Consider the following 18,191-nt stretch of genomic DNA (forward strand, 5'->3'; position numbering starts at 1 on the left):
GCTTTAAAAACCCAGGTTCAGGCCGATGGTGTACGATTTCGCGTTGGGGTAGCTACCGTAGTCGAGGCCGAGGTTACGGTTGCTGTCGGTATTACCGTCCGACGAGTAGTTCACCTCGGGATCGTAACCTTTGTATTTGGTGAACGTCAGGATATTCTGGGCGCTGGCGTAAATGCGCAGCTTGCTGATCCTGAGCTTTTCGAGCACGGGTTTAGGGAAATTATAGCCGATGGCAAGGTTTTTCATCCTGACAAAGCTGCCGTCCTTCACCCACCGCGTCGATACCCGGCGCGTACGGCCCACTGCGGCTTTGGGAACGTCGGTATTCGTGTGGGTCGGCGTCCAGCGGTTCAATGCCTCGGTAGTAGCATTGTTGATCGCCGAAAGCAGGTTGAGTTCCATTAAGGTATAGCTCAGCAGGTCGTTGCCTTTCGAAGCCTGGAAGAATACATTCAGGTCAAATCCCTTCCAGCTGAAATCGTTATTCATTCCCCAGGTGAATTTCGGGTGCGGGTTACCGATAATAGTGCGGTCGTCGCTGTTCAGCATGCCGTCGGGTTGGCCGGTAAGCTGGCCATTCGAGTCCTTTTTACCATTGATATCCCTGAACTTCTCCCCGCCGGCTACCACTTCGAAGCCTCCGCCCGGAATGAAGCTATCCCCTTCCTGGTACACGCCGTCGTAGATCCAACCATAAAAACTCCCTACTGGATAACCTTCACGCAGGACCTGCGTTTGCCCCATTCCCACCATGTGGCCCGGTGCCGAGCCGTACAGAATGTCGGTTCCAGCCGGCAGTTTCAGGATTTTGTTTCTGTTTAAAGAAAAATTAATGTCCGTGCTCCATTTGAAAACCCCCACCAGATTGCGGGTATTCAGTGTGAACTCGATACCCTTGTTCTCTACTTCACCGATATTCTGCAACTGGTTGGTATAACCCGAATACTGCGGCAGCTGCACGCTGAACAACAGGTCCTTGGTCACACGGCGATAGTAATCGGCAACGAGGTTAATGCGGTTGTTGAACAGGCTCACATCCGCACCCACATCGAACTGATGCGTCGTTTCCCAGGTAAGGTCGTCGTTGGCGACGGTCGTTGGACGGACCGCATTCACCGGCGTTCCATTGATAATCGCGTACACATTCGAGAAGCGGGCCATGGTTTGATACGGCTCAATGGCCTGGTTACCCGTCAATCCGTAGCTCACGCGCCATTTCCACTGGCTGATCGCCGAAATGTTCTGCATGAATGGTTCGCTCGACATTTTCCAGGCAAATGCGCCGGAAGGGAAAGTCGCCCATTTGTGGTTCTTGCTGAAATTCGACGAGCCGTCCTGGCGAATGTTGGCCGTAAAAAGGTATTTGTCAGCCAAAGCATAGGTCAACCGGGCATAGTACGATGCCAGTACCCATTCTGTCAGGCCGGAATTCGGGCTTTGCCACACCGACGAACCACCCAGGTTCCAGTAAGAAACCGCGTCCGTGATAAAATTCTGTCCCGAACCGCCCCAGGTCTCGCTGGATGATTTCTGGTAGGAATACCCTGCCATCACCGACAAATCGTGTAACGCTCCTATTTTTTTGTTGTAAGTCAAATAGTTCTCATTCAAAAGCAAGGTACTTTTCGAACCATTCACCGTCGCGGCTCCGCCCACGTTGCGGCCGTCGTTTAAAGTGGTGGGAGTGAATGTACCCGTACGACCGCTATTGGTCGTAGCGCCCAACGTAACTCTGAACTTCAGGTCTTTGAGAATATTGTATTCAGCATAAAGGTTACCCTGGATACGGTCGGCCAGCGACTCGTTTTGCAGCTGCGTGGCAATCGCGTACGGGTTGTCGATCGGATCGCTGAGACGACCTACCGTGAAGCGGCCATTCGCATCGCGGATCGGCTGATCGGGTTCGAATTTCAGGGCCGCCGACATCACCCCGGGGGTAAGGCCCCCCGAGCCCTCCTGTGTACGCGACTGCTGGCGCGACACGCGCTGCGCGAAGAGATTCAGGCCCAGTTTCAGTCTTTTGGTGGCATTAATATCAATATTGCTCGTCACCGAATACCGCTTGTACCCCGAATTGAGGATAATCCCCTTCTGATCGTAATAGGCACCCGATACATAATATTTCACCGCCTCGCTGCCGCCTGCTACCGACAGCTGGTGATTTTGTATACCACCGCGACGGAAAATCTCGTCCTGCCAATCGGTGTCGCCGCCAAGCGGCGCGACCGTCGGCCGTGCCTCCTGTATGTAGTCGATAAACTGCTTGGCGTTCAGCAAATCGAGGCGGTTAATCTCCTTCTGGCTGGAAAATGACGTGTTAAAATCGATACGCGGTTTCCCGGAAGTCCCTTTTTTGGTGGTTACCATAATCACGCCGTTGGCGCCGCGTGATCCGTAAATGGCTGTTGCCGAGGCATCTTTCAGAATTTCGATGGATTCGATATCCTCGGGCGGTGGCAATGTGCCGCCTACAAACCCGTCGACCACGTAAATCGGGTCGCTGCTGGCATTGATGGAAGTACCACCACGGATCCGTACCTTGAATGACGACCCGGGTTCCCCGTTGTTGGCCTGGATCTGCACACCCGCCGCGCGGCCCTGCAATGCCTGCACGGTCCCGAGCGCCGGATAAGCCGTCAGCTCCTGCGACTTGACGGACGCAACCGAGCCGGTAATATCGCTTTTCTTGACGGTACCATAACCAACCACAAGCACTTCTTCCAGCGATTTCTGATCGGTTTTAAGAGCGATATCGATCTCCGTCCGGCCACCTGCCGGCACCTCCTGCGGCTCATAACCTACGAAGCTGTATATCAACACAATATTGGCATTTTCGACAGCCAGCGTATAGTTACCGCCAGCGTCCGTGGACGTGCCCGTTTGCGTACCCTTGACAAGGATATTCACGCCGGGCAAAGGCTCCTTGCTCTCCGAATCCGTCACCCGGCCTTTGACGGTAATCTCCGTACCAGCCTGCCAGCCGTTTTTAACAGACGCTTCCGGCTCGCCCGTAGTCCATTTCGGCGTTTCCGACGGGCGGATCACGATATTTTTTCCCGAAACTTCATAGGTTAGGCCCAGCGGCACCAGAAATTCTTCCAGTATTTTAGAAAGCTCCTGGTTCGATTGCTGGATCGTCACTTTCCTGCCTGATTGGATCATCTTGGAACTGAAAATGAACCGGACACCGGCCTGCTTCTCGATCTGGTGCAGGACTTTCTTCACTTCCAGGTCCTGGGCTTGCAGGCTGATGCGCTTATTAAGCAGCTCCTGTGCGCGCACGTCCGCCGCGAACGCATTCCCGACCAGCCAAACCGACATTACCAATTGCGCGACGCTTATCCGCATAAGAACTAACCATTTACGATGGAACTGTACCGGTATTTTCATAAATTTGAACGGTTTTGTTAATTGAAACTTGGCAAAATCTTCCTCCTCATCCCATTTACATGAGATGTGACGGTCTGCTAACCACTGAGGATATCTGAGCCGGCCATGTTGGCGCATGGGCCGGCTTTTTATTTAGTTATTTCTGCAACCTTTTCCTTCCACTACGATCCGCCCGTCGATGCTCTTATAGCTCGCATCCACGGCTTTGCAAATCAGATCGAGCTTCTCATACAGCGACATTTCGGTGAGTGTAGCTGTAATGGGGCATTCATCCATGACGTTTTTGTCGTAAATAATATCGATGCCGTAAGCGCTCTGCAACGCGCTGAATACAGTTGAAACCGGCGCTTCGTCGAATTCGAAATTGGGTGCTGTGCCAGCGTCGGCTACAACCTCCGGCTCAGGAACGAGGCTTTTCGTGATTTTAACGGTTTTGCGAACAAATACCACCTGCTGATTGGGCTCGATGACCATGCCTGTCAGCTCGCGGGAACTTTGCTTATCCGCCGCTTCGGGATCTTCCCTCGAAAAAACGGCCACTTTACCGGTTTTCACAGCTACCGAAACCTCCTGCTCATTGGCAAAGGACCTGACCGTAAAACTCGTACCCAAAACTTTGGTTACCAACTCATTGGCATATACAAAAAAAGGCTTTGAAGGATCTTTGGCGATGTCAAAAAATGCTTTTCCCGAAAGAAACACTTGCCGTTGGCTCCCGCCATTGAAATGGGCCGGGTAACTCATTTTACTACCCGGATCGAGCGTAATCCTGCTCCCATCTTCGAGGTTAATCATCAGCGGTCGGCCAGTGGTGTTCACCGTTTCGCGCATTTCCTCTTTCACGCCGGCTACAAGTTGGTCGTACCCGATGACCTTAGGCTCTTGATGATGCAGCCAGAATAACCAGGCGAATCCGGCTAACAGCACCAGCATCGCGGCAATGCGTACCATACGGCCTGTGTACCAGGGCAACTGTCTTTCTTCGGAGCGGTCGGCGTTCCTTGCTTCCAGCCTCTCCACGATCCGCTCCACTGCTTTTCGTTTTTCGGGGTTGCTGAGCGATGCGTTCGCTGGACGAATAGAAAGGACCAGCTGCCTCGCCCGCTCCACCGTTTCGCGCTTTTCCGGATGGGCAGCAAGCCAGTTTTGCCAGGTTTCGTCGTCCTCCCGCGTGGGGTTCAGCACCCAGTTGCGAAACGATTTATCCCAGACAAACTCTCCCAAACTGAAATCGCGGTAACGGTCCATGTTTAAAATTTAGCTTTTCAAACACCATTAGACCATCCCCGCAACGGGATACTGTATTTTTCCGATTTTTTTTGAAATTTTTTAAATGAGGTATTTCAAATTCAAAATGGCAGGGCCAGGACGAGCGAAACAATGGCCTTCCAATGCAATTTGATAAACTTGAATGCTTCTTGCAGCAAATTGGAAACGGACTGAGGCTGAATGTCCATCACGAGCGCAATCTCTTCGCGCTCCATATCATTGTAAAAACGCAGGAAAACAGCTTCTTTCTGCCGTTTGGGAAGTTCATTAAGCATCTCCGTCATCCGAGAGGCCAGCAGGCGATCGTTTTCGGACTCAATCAACTGATATTCGGCGCTGAATTCCAGGTCGAAAACAATGTCGGTTTCAGTGTAGTAATCCATGCAATCCATACGCAGGCGCGACGCAAGCCGGTGCAGGCGGCGGCGCAGTGAGGCGAGCAGGTAAGGTTTCGGCGGAATTTCGGGGTTCAATGCATCTTTTTTCTCCCAAACACCGAGAAAAACATCCTGAATGCAGTCCTTGATCAACTCGCGGTCGCTGTTGAACTTCGTCCCGTAGTGGAAAAGGAGATCGTAGGTCCGATCGATAAGGTGTTCAAAAGCGGTGACATCCCCCGCCAGCATTTCCCGCCACAGCTTCTGCTCTTCTTCCAAATACAAGCTCAGGCGGAGTTCCGAACGGGTTAAAGGCTTCATGAAAATGGATGAATTTTAGCCAGGTTTGCAGACAAAAAGCAATCCCGAGCGCATTCTTACTACTATCCATCTCATTTAATCTTCAAACAATTATACCCGACAAACTAACGCCAACCCTATACGCCAACAACGTTTGTTAGGATTTAAACATCGGCAGCGGGTTCAGCGGATGGCGCAAGAAGTTGGCGCCGATCTTCCGAATCAAAAACCAGTGGAACCCCGCATTCGGGAACTTCCGGCGCAGGCTTCGAAGCATTCTCGGATCAGCCCCGAATGTGAGTAATCCGAGCGATACATCGGTCCAGTCCGCTTTCCGGAAGGTTTCGACCGTTACCGGAAATGCACCATGGTAGGGTCGGATCTTATGGTGCCAGTAGATCATGGCGGTGATTTCCGCAACACCCGCGCCGCCCTGCATGGTATTCAGGTAATGTTCGGCCTGGTCGATTGACGGCGGGAGGTAATCGATGGTGTGGGCTGTCCAGATGCCGATATCGTGAAACACGGCTGCGATCGCGTATTTATGACGATTGGCCGGGTCGGTATCACGCATGACGCAGGTTTCGAAAACCCGGTGAACATGGTTAGCATACTTTTCAAAGTCGGTACCAAGTTCCTGCCTGAATCGTCCCAGGAGCTCGTCGATGAGGGGTTCATGGTCTCGCATTACGCAAATTTTGAGTGAATGCGATAATTTACAGATAATCAATGCAAAAACATCAATCGTGTTTTGCCTGCCGCTTCAATTTTTTCAGTGTACCGGCATCTATCGGAACGATCGTTCCATGCTTGTGATCTTTGGGGACGGTTACTTCTTTTGAAATATTGGTGAAAGTTTTGAAATCCCTGGTCTTTACGGCCCCGTAGGTCTTGTCGCGGTACTGATCGAAGTAGATCAGCCATTCATCTCCGACGTGTGCAACTGTCGGGCCCTCGGTCAGGAAACCCGTGAACGGGTCGGAAACTTGTTGGTAAGGCCCCAGAACATCCCTGGCAAATGCGACTTTGATGTTCCGCTGCGGGCGGGTATTGTCTTTCAAAACCAGCACATAATCATTCTTTTTCCGCTTGGCAATCACGCAGTCGATCACACTAAAACCCGGATCGAGGAACAATGCAGCCTTCGAAAACGTCTGAAAATCCTTCGTTGTCACATAATACATACGATGGTTATTCCGCTCATCCTCCTCTCCTTTCGGAAACTTAAAAGGAATCGTGGAGGCCCATATGATCACAAAACGGTCGTTTTCATCATCATAAAACAGCTCTGGCGCCCACACGTTCACCACATCCGGCTCATGCTCCATCACGGGCAGAAACCGCTGCGCCGACCAATACACCAGATCCTTCGAACTCGCATAACCAAAGCCCTTATCGCCTTTCCAGTTGGTCGTCCACACGAGGTGAAACATCCCATCTTTCCCACGGGCAATCGAGGGGTCGCGCATGAGCTTACCGCCCACTTCCGGTTTGAGGTAACCGCCGCCCAGGTCGGTCCAATGGTATCCGTCGTTGCTGTACGCCAAATGCAGACCGTCGGTTGCCGGTTCGCGAAAGGAGGTGAAGAGGTAGGATTGCTTATGGCAGGAGGAAAGAACAACTAAAAATGTAATCAACAGGCGAACATTACTCATCTACGAATTTGATAAACGATTGAACATTTAACTTAGCCACAGAGACATCAAGGACTACTTGTTGCTCATTCCCTCTAATATCATCGAACAGATTAGCTGAATATGAAGTATTTTTGAGAATGCATTTCAAAATTGGGCTAACATGAAGTACACAGGAAATACCATATCGAAACCAGTAACAGGAAAATCGGCGGAAAAGCTCGCAGAAGCTGTCAAGTCTGGTACCTATGTTTCCAATAAGGCTGCCCGGGAAACTATTCAACAAATCCTTGATCACAAAAGACAGCAGATAACACCAGATGCCGCAAAAAACCAGGTTTGAAGGCGTAAACTTCGATGATATTCCCGTTGTTGAAATGAACCCCGATATAGTAAACCTGTGTCGGGGTTTCAAGTGCAAAAGGCCGGAGTTTCAAAGCTATATCGGAGGTAACCTCATAAAAACAGAGTCGGAAAGCATATTGAGTAAGTGTTTTATAGTACAATATGATGGCCATTTGGCTGGCTACGTGACACTACTCGCAGACAAACTGGTTGTAAAAGACCCGATTCTGCTTAACGAGGGCGTAGCCCGGTCCACTTTCCCAGCCATTAAAATCGGTTGGCTGGCAGCAGACAGGCGTGTCAAGGGAATGGGCCAGAAGCTGATCAAATGGGCAATGGAATATGTAGCGTCAAATGTTTCTGATAAAATAGGAGCCCGGTTCCTGACAGTAGATGCGCTATATGATGCCGATGTTGAGCCGCATTATGACATGTCTGTATACTACTCACGATACGGATTTGAATATGTCAATGAGGAAGAACCTGTTCCTGCTGACGGCTTTCGATCCATGTATTTTGACTTGCTGCCGCTGATAATCGGATTAAGAGATTTACATGTCTCGCATTAAGCACAATGCTTTTACGTACTCTTCCTACTCCCCCTTCCCATTCGACTTATCAATAATCACCGCCAGCAAAATCACCAGCCCTTTCACTACCTGCTGCCAGAACGGCGAGACGTTTAACAGTACCAATCCATTATTTAATACCCCAATGATAATCGCCCCTTGCACGGTGCCAAGGATGCTCCCGCGTCCGCCTGAGAGCGAGGTGCCGCCGATCACGACGGCCGCGATCGAATCCAGTTCATAGCTGATACCCGCGTTGGGTTGGGCGGAATCGAGGCGTGATGTGACCATGATCCCGCCCACCGCTGCGAGCGCTCCGGCAATGGTATAGACGATGATTTTAACCTTATTGACATTGATCCCCGACAAGCGAGAAGCACTTTCGTTCCCTCCGATGGCGTAAATGTAGCGCCCGATCCGGGTCTTTTCGGTCAGGAAAACGGCTAATGCCACCACGATAATCGAAATCCAAACCGGTACCGGGATACCCAAAAACCAACCCGTACCAATGAACAGGAACGTATCCCCCAATCCGCTGATCGGGAAACCGCCGGTCCAGAGCATGGTCAATCCCCGCGCGACGGTCAGCATAGCGAGCGTGGCCACAAACGGCGGCACATTGAACCGCGTAATAGCCCATCCATTGAACGCACCCAGGGCCGAACCCGTCAGACCGCCTGCGAGAATCGCACCGAGCACGGTAAAACCGATGTACAGGTTTTGGGAAGGTATTTCGATGCCGTTTTTGAGCAAACCCGCCGTGATCGCACCGCATAAGGCCAATACCGAACCAACGGACAGATCGATCCCCGCCGTGAGCACGATGAGCGTCATGCCTACCGAAATGCAGATATTGACCGAAATCTGCCGCATCACGTTCCAGAGATTCGAAAACGACAGGAACTTGTCCGACAGAATGCTCAATGCAAGGCACAGCAGGAACAATGCGATCAGGGACTGAAAGCGCGCGATCGGGAAGCGGCTCTGCAAGGTAAGTGATTGGCCGTCGGCAGTCGCCGGTCGGCGGTCAGCCGCAGGCTTGTCCCCCGCTATTGGATGAATGTCTTGTGGCATATGCGTTGGTTCGTTTTATTATTGCGTTTGACCGCCGACTGCCTTTGGGCTTGCGCCTATGGCTGCTTTAAGTATTCCATCTTCCGACGCTTCGCTTGCTGAAAATTCGCCGGTAATGCGTCCTTCCGACATTACCAGAATGCGGTCGGAAACGGCCAGGATTTCGGGTAATTCCGAAGACACTACCAGAATGCCCAGCCCTTCGTCGGCGAGGCGTATAATCAGTTTATAAATCTCTGTTTTGGCATTGATATCGATACCCCGGGTTGGTTCGTCGAGCAGGAGCACTTTCGGGCGGGTGGCCAGCCATTTGGCGAGTACGATCTTCTGCTGGTTGCCTCCGCTCAGGTTTCGGGCCTGTTGTTCTTTGGAGGGCGTTTTAATGCGTAACTCGCTGATGTAATGATCCGCCAGTTCGCACTCTTTTGCGTCGCTCAGCGTGCCGAGGCTTTCCATTTCTTCCAATGTGGTGAGGCTGATGTTGTTTTTTACACCCAGCCCAAGCACCAGGCCGTCCTTCTTCCGGTCCTCGGGCACGAGCGCGAGCCCGGCCGCGATCGCACGTGCGGGAGAGTCGCAGCAAATGGGTTGGCCGCCGATCAGCACCTCGCCGGTCGAATGCGCGGGATGCAGCCCGAAAACCGATTCCAACAGCTCAGTCCTCCCCGCTCCCATCAGGCCGAAAAGCCCCACAATTTCTCCCTTACCTATATTAAAAGAGATATTGCTTAGCACGTTCCCCGTCTTCACACGGCTTTTCAGGTTCAGGTTTTTCACTTCCAGTAACCGCTCACAAGCACCACGGTCGTGGATTTTCCGCATCACTTCGATTTTCCGTCCTACCATTTTGCTGATCAGCAGGTCCTGGGTCATACCCTCCATTTTGCCGGATTCGATGCTCTTGCCGTCGCGAAGCACGACGTAATGGTCGGCAATGCGGAAAAGCTCGTCGAGCTTGTGCGAAACGTAGACGATCGCCTTATTTTGCGCTTTGAGATCAGTGATAATATCAAACAGAACTTCCACTTCTGCGCCGGTAATGGCCGAAGTAGGCTCGTCCATAATGATCAGTTCGGCGTCGGTCAGCAGTGCTTTGGCAATTTCGACGATCTGCTGCTGGCCCACTTTGAGTTTAAAAACCTGCGAATCGGGGTTCACTTTTAGTTTCAGGCGGTCGAGCAACTCCTGCGTGCGCTTGCGCATACGGCCTTTATCCATCGTGCCGTACTGCGTCACCAATTCGCGACCGAGGAAAATGTTCTCGGTGATGGTTAAATAGGGAATCAAATTGAGTTCCTGGTGAATGATCACCACGCCCTGCTGCTGTGCGTCTTTCGGCCCGGCGAACTTCGCCGCTTCGCCTTTGTAGTAAATATCTCCCTCAAAATCAGGATAAACCCCGGAGAGTATCTTCATTAATGTCGATTTCCCCGCTCCGTTCTCACCGATCAGCGCGGTTACTTTACCTGCTTCAATCGCAAGCGAAACATCATCCAATGCCACTACGCCCGGAAACCGCTTCGTGATGTGCCTCACTTCCAACAAGGTCGCTGTGTCCGTCATGGTTTTTCGATTTGAAGACTTACCGGGATAATTTCGATGTTATTCAGCTGCAAATGCTCTCGATTCAGTTCAATAGCACCGTGGAACGCCACCCGGTCGCCTTTTTTAACTTCTGATTTGAATGGCGGCACCACTTTCCCGCGTATCAGTTTGTTGATTTCCGCCGACACGTTGTTGAAATCCATGGAATTGGTAAATGCATTAATGTCAATCTGGCCGGACGCATCGCGAACGGCATTGCCGAAAATGTACTCGGTTGCAATGCGCACATTTCCAGAGCTTTCACCTGTATCTGCCAGTTTCACAGACACTTCATTTTCACTTACATCCGTCACGATCCCCTGCCCTTTCACCAGAAAATAGCGGATATTACCAATGCCCAGCGCGTGCGAATGCTGTTCAAACGCCTTGTCCTTTTCAGTTTTAAGCTGCGCGGTTAATGCACCCAATTCCACCGCTTTCGACAAACCCGGCGTGAGCTTCTTTTCCCAGAAATCTTTGGCATAAGCGGCAGCGTCAAATGCCGCAGTACCGGCCTTCACCTCATCCAGCTTTTTGAAATACACCGAATTATAAGCCAGTAATACAATCACCGCTACGTAAAGCAGGTATCGGATCGGTTTGGGCATAGCTATTCTTTTTCGCCGTATGCGGCATAGTTTTCGACATTATCCTTCTTCACCAGTTCCACGGCTACCGGCATTTTGCCGGGGAAATCGCGTTTGCCTTTGAAATACTCGTCGGCAAATGTGGCGGCGGTTTGCGCCATTACTTCGGGGAACTGCATTCCCGTGGCCAGAATTTTCCCATCCTGAATGGATTTCACCACGTCCTCGGCCCCATCGAACCCGAATACTTTCACGCGATCGGCTTTCCCGGACGCTACCAATGCCTGATAGGCGCCCATAGCCATGGCGTCGTTGCCGCAGAACACACCGTCGATATCCGGGTGCGCTTGCAGGATCGATTCCATAACCTCCATGGCCTTATTCCGGTCGAAATCGGCGCTTTGCTGGGCGACCATCTTCAAGCCCGGATAAAAATCCACCACACTGTGAAAGCCCTTGGAGCGGTTCCAGGTATTGTTATCACCCACCATCCCGAGAATTTCGACGTATTTACCCTTCTTATTCAAAGTCTCAACGAAGTACTTCCCGATCGCTACGCAGCCGGAGTAGCTGTCCGACAAAATCTGCGAAGTAGCCGCGCCGTTCGCATTCACTTCCCTATCCATACAAAACACCGGCACACCGGCCGCTACTGCATTCTTCACATTCACAATGGAGCCGTCGGCATCCGTAGGATTGAACAGGATCGCGTCGTAACCCGAGGCGATCGCGTTGTCGAAATGGTCGGTTTCCTGCGCGGTATTATTCTGGGAATCAAAAATTTTGGATTCGTAGCCGAGCTGCTTCGCTTTCGCCTCGGCTTTTTGCGCGAGGAAAACGAACCACGGGTTATTGAGTGTCGACACCACAATCGCGATCTTTTTGGGCTCGTCTTTGGATTGTTTTGTTTTACAACCTATAAATCCAATTCCTAAAAGGATGCAAAAAAACGCTATCCGGTAATACATGCTGCCTTTCATACTTAAATAGGTTTAAGAAACCGCGCTCAGGGGCGCCCGGCTAGGGGTATACAGTCACGATCACGCGCTGGTACCGCGTCAGCGCAGGCGTACCATTGTCGGTGACGGCGAGTACAATGTGGATCGTTTCCGGTTTTTCCACCTTTGGAGCCACAAAAGACGTCTGCGCTGCTTTTATATCCTTAATGCCGAGCGATTCTTTGATATTGTAGCTGCCCGGCTCGGGGTAATAGATCCATTCGTAAGCCAATGTATGGCCATCGGGGTCCTGCGAGCCTTCTGCATTCAGCTGCACGGGTTCGCCCACTTTGGCATTGATGAGGGTACCGCCTTTCACAACGGCTTTCGGCGGGTGATTGGCTTCTTTGTAGGGCTTGATCGTCCAGTCCATCCGCGCGGCGAAATCATATTGGAATGCCTCGCGCCAGCGCCATAATGTGGCTTTGTTGCTAGTGTGGTAAGCGCCGTCGACGCCTTTCACTTCGTCCATGGCGTCGGTGTAAATCGGACGGGTTTCCGGTTCGTAGAAATATTTAAGTGTGCGCGGCGTGTAAAGTTCATATCGTCCGCCCCAGCCGCCATATTCGGGATGCTCGGGATCGTTCAGGCCGTTATCGACCAACCCTAAAAATGACGGCGTGTCGCCTTCCATGAGGAACTTGGTAAACGGATATTCCTTACCCATCGGACCGTGGCTGCGCACATGCTCGTCGAGCCAGGGGTTGTCTACGATTTCAAAATTGGCACCTGCGAACCGGCCGTGAAACTTGTCGCCGCTGATGCCCGACCACGTCGCATAATGGTAAGCGCCGGCCGCGTGGTAACCCGGGCTGCCCACATAAAACAATTCGGGAAAATTCTTGCGGATCCACGGACCGGTATCGTCCTGGTCCGAAATAGTGTACATGCGGATTTTGGATACAAATTTCTTCACGTCCTCGGGTGAGCGCGTCATTTTCACTTTCCAGAGTGCCTGCGCGAGGCAGTTGGCGCCGCCCCAGACGGGAATCCACACCGGTCGGTCGTCCTTTTTATCCACTACTTTAATAATCCATTCCGAACCCTCCGAATCCTTGCCCTTACCCACCGCATTCAAACCGAAATCGGGATAGGCGCTTTTGGTAATACCAATGAGGTAATCGGCCTCGGGATATCCTTTTTCATGCAAAAGCAGGTTCGGACGCACTTTCCGGTAAGCCTCTATGAGCTGCTTGATCTTCTCCGGCGCAACACGTTTTTGCTGGTGAATGGAAGTCGTGGCTACGAGGCCCTCGACATCCCATTGATTGGAATAGGTCAAAAACCGGATCATCGACTGCGTATCGTCCGGTTCGTTTTCAATGTCTGTGAGCACCAATACCCGACGCTTAGGCGCTTCCTGCGCCTGCGCGAAGCCAGACCCGGATAGGCCGGCCAACAGCAACGCGGCACCACAGAACACTTGTCTTATCAGTTTCATAAATTCTAACCAAATAACCCTATTTGAAAAAGACCTGATTTTACAATGACTAACTAACCGCCTGTTTACACTTACACAAGCGATTGCTTACCTGACAAGGCCAAGTGCCGCAGCGGCAATGCCCCCTTCCGAAATACCGTAATGATTGAAAATCTCCGTTTGGGAGCCGGTGACCGTGTACTCGTCGGGAATACCGATGATCTTGAACCGGTTATGGAAGTCGTTCTGGATCAAAAACGAAGCGCACGCCTCGCCGAGACCGCCGTAAATGCTGTGCTCTTCTACCGTAATAATAGGCTGGCCGGAAGCGGCAATATTTCGCAAAAGATCGTAATCGAGCGGCTTGATGGTGTGCATGCTCACTACCGTAGCCGAGATATTATGCTCACGTTCCAGCTTGTCGGCCGCCAGTATGGCCGGCGCAACCGTTTCACCGGTACCGATGATGGTCACATCGCTCCCCTCGCGCACGACGCGCCCTTTCCCGAATTCAAATGTTTTCTCCTCTTCGGAAAGCAGAGGCATTTGCTTTTTGCCAAACCGGATGTACACGGGCACATCGGTTTCCGCGGCAAGCAGAATGGCCTGCTCCGTCTCGAAATTATCGGCCGGGGCTACTACAATGAGGTTATTAATGGTTCTTAAAACCGCGAAATCGTGCAAACTGTGGTGCGTGGAACCCAATGCACCGTAGCTCACACCGGCGCTGATGCCGATCAGCTTCACCGGGTTGTCGGAATAAGCCACGTCGTTTTTGATCTGCTCCAATGCCCGCGCCGTCAGAAAGCAGGCCGGAGAAACCGCAAAAACCTTCTTGCCTGCCGAAGCCAGACCTGCGGCAACGCCCACGAGATTCTGCTCGGCAATGCCCACTTCGATGATCTGCTCGGGAAATTTCTGCCCGAACGGTACCAGCTTGCCTGAACCGCGCGAATCGCTCGTTACCACGATAATGTCCCTGTCGGATTGGGCGAGGTGCTGCAATGTGCCCGAAAAAACTTCCAGATTAGCCCGCTGGCTCACAGCAATGTTCTCGATAGTCGCATTCACTATTTCTTCGATTTTAAATTCAAGTCAGGTTCCCGGAACGGCTCAGGCCAGTGTTACTTCCAGCGCGTCCAGCTCCTGTATCGCATCGGCATACTGCTGTTTATCAGGTACGCCGTGGTGCCATTTCAATTGGTTTTCCATATAGCTCACGCCTTTGCCCTTCACGGTGTGCGCGATGATAAGGCTTGGCTTGCCCTCTTCGAATGGCAGTGCATCCAATGCGGTCACCAGCTCACCAATATCGTGACCATCCACATGCCGCACGGCCCAGCCGAATGCTTCGAATTTCTCGTCCACGGGGTCGGTATTGCATACGGCGCTGGTAGGGCCGGATATTTGCAGGGTATTTTTATCCAAAATGGCGCAAAGGTTGTCCAGCTTGTAATGCGAGGCCGATAATGCAGCTTCCCAGTTGGAGCCTTCGGGCAGCTCGCCGTCACCGAGGACGGTAAACACGCGATAATCACGCTTATCGAGCTTACCGGCAATGGCGGTACCCACGCTCAGCGAAAGTCCGTGACCCAATGCGCCGGTGTTTTGCTCCACCCCATGCACCTTGCGGGTGGGATGGCCGATGTAATGCGACTGGTACTTACAAAGCGTTTCCAAATCCGACTCGGGGAAAAAACCCCTCGATGCCAGCACTACATATAATGCTTCCACCGTATGCCCCTTGCTCTGAATGTAGCGGTCGCGATCGGGCGAGTCGAAAGTATCGGGGCCGACGTTCATCGTATGATTGTAGAGCACATTCAAAATATCGATACACGACAGGCTGCCGCCGGTATGACCTGCTTTGGCCTGGTAGATATATTTGAGTATTTTCTTACGGTACTCCACCGATTTCTGCGCCAGCTCCTTTTCCGACATGACTTTTAGCATTAGTCCGGCCTCTCGACCGGTATTCGTAAATTTCCGATAGTTCAGGGTTCAGTTTTGCGAAACGAGTTCGCGGTCGGGCACGCGGGAAGGGTACGGTTGCTGTGCGGGTTCGTCGAACACCTGCACTTCCCAGCCCATATAGTTCCCCAATGCCTCTTTCAGAATACCTGCCGTTTTGGACGCATTCATGACCACGTGGTGTTCGAAACCATTGCGACAGATGTATTGCATCAGGTTTTGCAGGTTCGGAATTTCGGCTACGGCACGGTTGCCAAAGGTTTTCAACGTGTCGTCCGTGAGACGCCCCTCGCCTATATACGCCTTCATCACTCCGCGCGGGTCGTCCGTACTGATGCGCCCGTAAGTGAGCGGCATCGCAGGCGTGCGACCAGCCAATGCACCCCAGGTATTCTCCTCTCCCACCGACGTTCCCAGGATCGGCGCCGTCGCGATTTCGATATCCGGCAAAAACGATTTCGCCCAATTACCGCAATGGAACAGCACACATTTGTTGTCGTCGTTGGCGTAATTATTATTCCAATCCACCAGCGCGCTCGGCGAACCCGAAGCTAGTTGCAACGCATACATACTTAATGTACCCGTCACATCCACCTCGCAGCCGCTGGGCATCATGTTTTCACTCATAATACTCATGCTCGTGCACACATTGCACCCATAATTCTGCTGCACGGATGTCCAGCATTGGATTGCCGTCGCGTCCAGCGCATTAGCCGCCATGAATTCACCCAAAACCACATCCAGCTTCGCCATTTGAATCAATGCGTCGTCAGGCGTGCGCCCGCGCGAGGCGTAGGAAGTGATTTTATCCAAACGTTCCTTCACTTTCGAATCCTGGGCCGTCAGTTTGTTGGCATTACCCAAAATCTCCGACAGATCGACCGTCACGACCGAAATGCCGTTGCGCTGCAATATTTTTTCACTGTAACGCACCGTATTGAAGCCACCCGGACGGGCACCGATGGCGCCAATGCGCACATTACGAAGCCCTTTGGTCACCCGGCAAACCGCCACGAAATCATTCAGATCCTTGATGAATGAAGGGTCGGTCGGATGCACGACGTGCTTCGTGGTAAGCGTATATTTAATACCGAACTGATACAGATTGTTACAGGCTGAGATCTTTCCGCACCATGAATCGCGGCGGCGGGCTACATCCAGCTTGTCGAGGTCGTCCGGATAACCTTGAACCAGTACAGGCACATTCAGATCAGCCAGTTTCAACGTCTCTGCAATACCCCGCTCGTCACCGAAGTTGGGCAGTACCACCAGCACACCGATAATCTCGTCGCGGTGCGCCCGGAACAACGCCGCGCATTTCTGTGCATCCTGGAATGTCTCGACACCACCGAGTTTTGTGGCTTCGGTATCGAGCATTACTCCATTGATATTTAACTTTTTAAGTAAATCAACAATCTCCACCCTTGCCTCGGCTACCAGCCGGTCCGGAAAGAAATCCCTGTTACCAATAATGACTCCGATACTTTTCATGTTCATGGTTTGTTACTTTGTTCGGTCAGCGGCACGGTGCGTTCTGGTCAGTCATTGTCATTTGTAGTCAAGTGTTGTCATGGTTGGTCATGTATTGTTATTTGTAGTCAAGTGTTGTCATGGTGGTCATGTATTGATATTTGTAGTCAAGTGTTGTCATTGATTGACTATGGAATTCTTGACTATTACTTACCCTCCTGACTACTACCTGACCATACCTGACTAGTACCCGGCTCCTTCTTGACCATACCTGACGACCTCCTGACCACAGTTGACTATCACCAGACTCCTTCCTCCATCCTCCCTTTCCTCCATCCTCCCAACATCATTCCGCAATAATCAGCTCAATTTCGTTATCGTGAAAAAGCTGCTGAAACTTCTCTTCAATCCCCGCGTCGGTAATGATGTAATCGATCAGCGAAAGAGCTCCCAGGCTCGCGAATGCACTTTTTCCTACTTTGGTTGAATCCGCTACGAGATAAGTCGTGTCCGCGGCGTCGATCATGGCCTTTTTCACGACCAGGTCGGCGATACTCGGGTACGTAAGCCCTGCTTTCAGCGACAAACCTGCCGTGGCCAGGAAGAGCTTCTGCACATTCAGCCCTTTGAAAAAGTCGGCGGCTTTCTGGCCCGTGAGCGACAAGGTAGGCGGCTTAAACTCGCCCCCGGTCATGATCACTTCAATCCCCGTTTCAGCCCCCAGGATCAATGCGATATTCAATGCATTCGTGATCACCGTCAGGTGCTTGTTGCTGCCCCGCAGCTTCTTCGCAATCTCCGTCGTGGTCGACCCCGAATCGAGGATGATCGTATCGCCATTGGAAATAAATTCAAGGCATTTGGCTGCGATCAGCTCCTTTTTATCGAGGTTCTCCTGGTTGGCCAGCGAAAAATTGCGCACCTGGTCTTCGACATTTTTCAAGAACGCCCCGCCGTGCTCCTTGATCACCAGGCCGTCTTTTTCGAGCTTATCCAGATCCTGCCGGATGGTCACCTCGGTCACTTTAAAAAGCCTGGCAAGGTCAATCACCTTCGCCGAGCCGTCTTCTTTCAACAGTTCAAGAATTTTCTCTCTTCTCTGATTTGCCAGCATTGTATCAACTTTTGTTTTTTACCTAAAAATAGATGGAAAAGAAACAATTCGTCACATACCGACAAAAAATAAACCTATTCACAGCTCAA

General features: G+C 51.7%; 16 protein-coding genes. 2 read left to right on the forward strand and 14 right to left on the reverse strand.

The window, feature by feature from the left end; all coding sequences use genetic code 11:
• Positions 1–3: 3 nt before the first annotated feature.
• The 5 genes from CLV60_RS16365 to CLV60_RS16385 form a co-directional block, all read right to left on the reverse strand.
• Positions 4–3,321, reverse strand: coding sequence for a TonB-dependent receptor (locus tag CLV60_RS16365; protein WP_374755649.1), 3,318 nt, complete (start codon positions 3,319–3,321; stop codon positions 4–6).
• Positions 3,322–3,522: 201 nt separating this feature from the next.
• The gene (locus CLV60_RS16370; protein ID WP_106596445.1) at positions 3,523–4,638 is read right to left on the reverse strand and encodes a FecR family protein; all 1,116 of its coding nucleotides are present in this window, start codon (positions 4,636–4,638) and stop codon (positions 3,523–3,525) included.
• A 101-nt stretch (positions 4,639–4,739) separates the two neighbouring features.
• Positions 4,740–5,357 carry an RNA polymerase sigma factor gene (locus CLV60_RS16375; RefSeq protein ID WP_106596446.1) on the reverse strand — a complete coding sequence of 206 codons (618 nt, stop codon included), beginning with the start codon at positions 5,355–5,357 and terminating at the stop codon, positions 4,740–4,742.
• A gap of 136 nt (positions 5,358–5,493) precedes the next feature.
• Positions 5,494–6,024: a hypothetical protein gene (locus CLV60_RS16380; RefSeq protein WP_106596447.1), complete on the reverse strand. Its 531-nt coding sequence runs from the start codon at positions 6,022–6,024 to the stop codon at positions 5,494–5,496.
• 52 nt (positions 6,025–6,076) lie between these two features.
• Positions 6,077–6,991 carry a glycoside hydrolase family 43 protein gene (locus tag CLV60_RS16385; protein ID WP_106596448.1) on the reverse strand — a complete coding sequence of 305 codons (915 nt, stop codon included), beginning with the start codon at positions 6,989–6,991 and terminating at the stop codon, positions 6,077–6,079.
• A 142-nt stretch (positions 6,992–7,133) separates the two neighbouring features.
• Here CLV60_RS16385 and CLV60_RS16390 point away from each other — a divergent pair, with 142 nt between their 5' ends.
• Positions 7,134–7,313, forward strand: coding sequence for a hypothetical protein (locus CLV60_RS16390; RefSeq protein ID WP_106596449.1), 180 nt, complete (start codon positions 7,134–7,136; stop codon positions 7,311–7,313).
• Positions 7,291–7,884, forward strand: a complete 594-nt coding sequence (locus CLV60_RS16395; protein ID WP_106596450.1) for a GNAT family N-acetyltransferase — start codon at positions 7,291–7,293, stop codon at positions 7,882–7,884. Before CLV60_RS16390 ends, CLV60_RS16395 begins: the two co-directional genes overlap by 23 nt.
• Before the next feature lie 24 nt (positions 7,885–7,908).
• Here the strand turns inward: CLV60_RS16395 and CLV60_RS16400 are convergent, their stop codons facing one another.
• The 9 genes from CLV60_RS16400 to CLV60_RS16440 form a co-directional block, all read right to left on the reverse strand.
• Positions 7,909–8,958, reverse strand: a complete 1,050-nt coding sequence (locus tag CLV60_RS16400) for an ABC transporter permease (RefSeq protein ID WP_229210997.1) — start codon at positions 8,956–8,958, stop codon at positions 7,909–7,911.
• Positions 8,959–8,976: 18 nt separating this feature from the next.
• A complete protein-coding gene (locus CLV60_RS16405; protein ID WP_106596451.1) occupies positions 8,977–10,521 on the reverse strand; it encodes a sugar ABC transporter ATP-binding protein in 1,545 nt (514 codons plus the stop codon).
• Positions 10,518–11,150: a DUF2291 domain-containing protein gene (locus CLV60_RS16410; RefSeq protein ID WP_106596452.1), complete on the reverse strand. Its 633-nt coding sequence runs from the start codon at positions 11,148–11,150 to the stop codon at positions 10,518–10,520. Before CLV60_RS16410 ends, CLV60_RS16405 begins: the two co-directional genes overlap by 4 nt.
• Before the next feature lie 2 nt (positions 11,151–11,152).
• A complete protein-coding gene (locus tag CLV60_RS16415; RefSeq protein ID WP_106596453.1) occupies positions 11,153–12,109 on the reverse strand; it encodes a D-ribose ABC transporter substrate-binding protein in 957 nt (318 codons plus the stop codon).
• Positions 12,110–12,149: 40 nt separating this feature from the next.
• Positions 12,150–13,568: a DUF1593 domain-containing protein gene (locus tag CLV60_RS16420; protein WP_106596454.1), complete on the reverse strand. Its 1,419-nt coding sequence runs from the start codon at positions 13,566–13,568 to the stop codon at positions 12,150–12,152.
• A gap of 87 nt (positions 13,569–13,655) precedes the next feature.
• Positions 13,656–14,618, reverse strand: coding sequence for a transketolase family protein (locus CLV60_RS16425; protein WP_106596455.1), 963 nt, complete (start codon positions 14,616–14,618; stop codon positions 13,656–13,658).
• 42 nt (positions 14,619–14,660) lie between these two features.
• Positions 14,661–15,488 carry a transketolase gene (locus CLV60_RS16430; protein ID WP_106596456.1) on the reverse strand — a complete coding sequence of 276 codons (828 nt, stop codon included), beginning with the start codon at positions 15,486–15,488 and terminating at the stop codon, positions 14,661–14,663.
• Positions 15,489–15,548: 60 nt separating this feature from the next.
• Positions 15,549–17,009: an L-fucose/L-arabinose isomerase family protein gene (locus tag CLV60_RS16435; RefSeq protein WP_374755648.1), complete on the reverse strand. Its 1,461-nt coding sequence runs from the start codon at positions 17,007–17,009 to the stop codon at positions 15,549–15,551.
• A gap of 325 nt (positions 17,010–17,334) precedes the next feature.
• Positions 17,335–18,102 carry a DeoR/GlpR family DNA-binding transcription regulator gene (locus CLV60_RS16440; protein ID WP_106596458.1) on the reverse strand — a complete coding sequence of 256 codons (768 nt, stop codon included), beginning with the start codon at positions 18,100–18,102 and terminating at the stop codon, positions 17,335–17,337.
• Between the last annotated feature and the right edge of the window lie 89 nt (positions 18,103–18,191).

Origin of the sequence: Dyadobacter jiangsuensis (genome assembly GCF_003014695.1) — a bacterium.
Classification (GTDB): Bacteria; Bacteroidota; Bacteroidia; order Cytophagales; family Spirosomataceae; genus Dyadobacter; species Dyadobacter jiangsuensis.

Excerpts from the sequence above, each read along its gene's own strand:
- CLV60_RS16420 (WP_106596454.1), bottom strand. The coding sequence starts at position 13,568 with ATGAAACTGATAAGACAAGTGTTCTGTGGTGCCGCGTTGCTGTTGGCC.
- CLV60_RS16410 (WP_106596452.1), bottom strand. The coding sequence starts at position 11,150 with ATGCCCAAACCGATCCGATACCTGCTTTACGTAGCGGTGATTGTATTA.
- CLV60_RS16375 (WP_106596446.1), bottom strand. The coding sequence starts at position 5,357 with ATGAAGCCTTTAACCCGTTCGGAACTCCGCCTGAGCTTGTATTTGGAA.
- CLV60_RS16440 (WP_106596458.1), bottom strand. The coding sequence starts at position 18,102 with ATGCTGGCAAATCAGAGAAGAGAGAAAATTCTTGAACTGTTGAAAGAA.
- CLV60_RS16370 (WP_106596445.1), bottom strand. The coding sequence starts at position 4,638 with ATGGACCGTTACCGCGATTTCAGTTTGGGAGAGTTTGTCTGGGATAAA.
- CLV60_RS16380 (WP_106596447.1), bottom strand. The coding sequence starts at position 6,024 with ATGCGAGACCATGAACCCCTCATCGACGAGCTCCTGGGACGATTCAGG.
- CLV60_RS16400 (WP_229210997.1), bottom strand. The coding sequence starts at position 8,958 with ATGCCACAAGACATTCATCCAATAGCGGGGGACAAGCCTGCGGCTGAC.
- CLV60_RS16395 (WP_106596450.1), top strand. The coding sequence starts at position 7,291 with ATGCCGCAAAAAACCAGGTTTGAAGGCGTAAACTTCGATGATATTCCC.
- CLV60_RS16415 (WP_106596453.1), bottom strand. The coding sequence starts at position 12,109 with ATGAAAGGCAGCATGTATTACCGGATAGCGTTTTTTTGCATCCTTTTA.
- CLV60_RS16435 (WP_374755648.1), bottom strand. The coding sequence starts at position 17,009 with ATGAAAAGTATCGGAGTCATTATTGGTAACAGGGATTTCTTTCCGGAC.
- CLV60_RS16390 (WP_106596449.1), top strand. The coding sequence starts at position 7,134 with ATGAAGTACACAGGAAATACCATATCGAAACCAGTAACAGGAAAATCG.
- CLV60_RS16365 (WP_374755649.1), bottom strand. The coding sequence starts at position 3,321 with ATGTCGGTTTGGCTGGTCGGGAATGCGTTCGCGGCGGACGTGCGCGCA.
- CLV60_RS16430 (WP_106596456.1), bottom strand. The coding sequence starts at position 15,488 with ATGTCGGAAAAGGAGCTGGCGCAGAAATCGGTGGAGTACCGTAAGAAA.
- CLV60_RS16405 (WP_106596451.1), bottom strand. The coding sequence starts at position 10,521 with ATGACGGACACAGCGACCTTGTTGGAAGTGAGGCACATCACGAAGCGG.
- CLV60_RS16385 (WP_106596448.1), bottom strand. The coding sequence starts at position 6,991 with ATGAGTAATGTTCGCCTGTTGATTACATTTTTAGTTGTTCTTTCCTCC.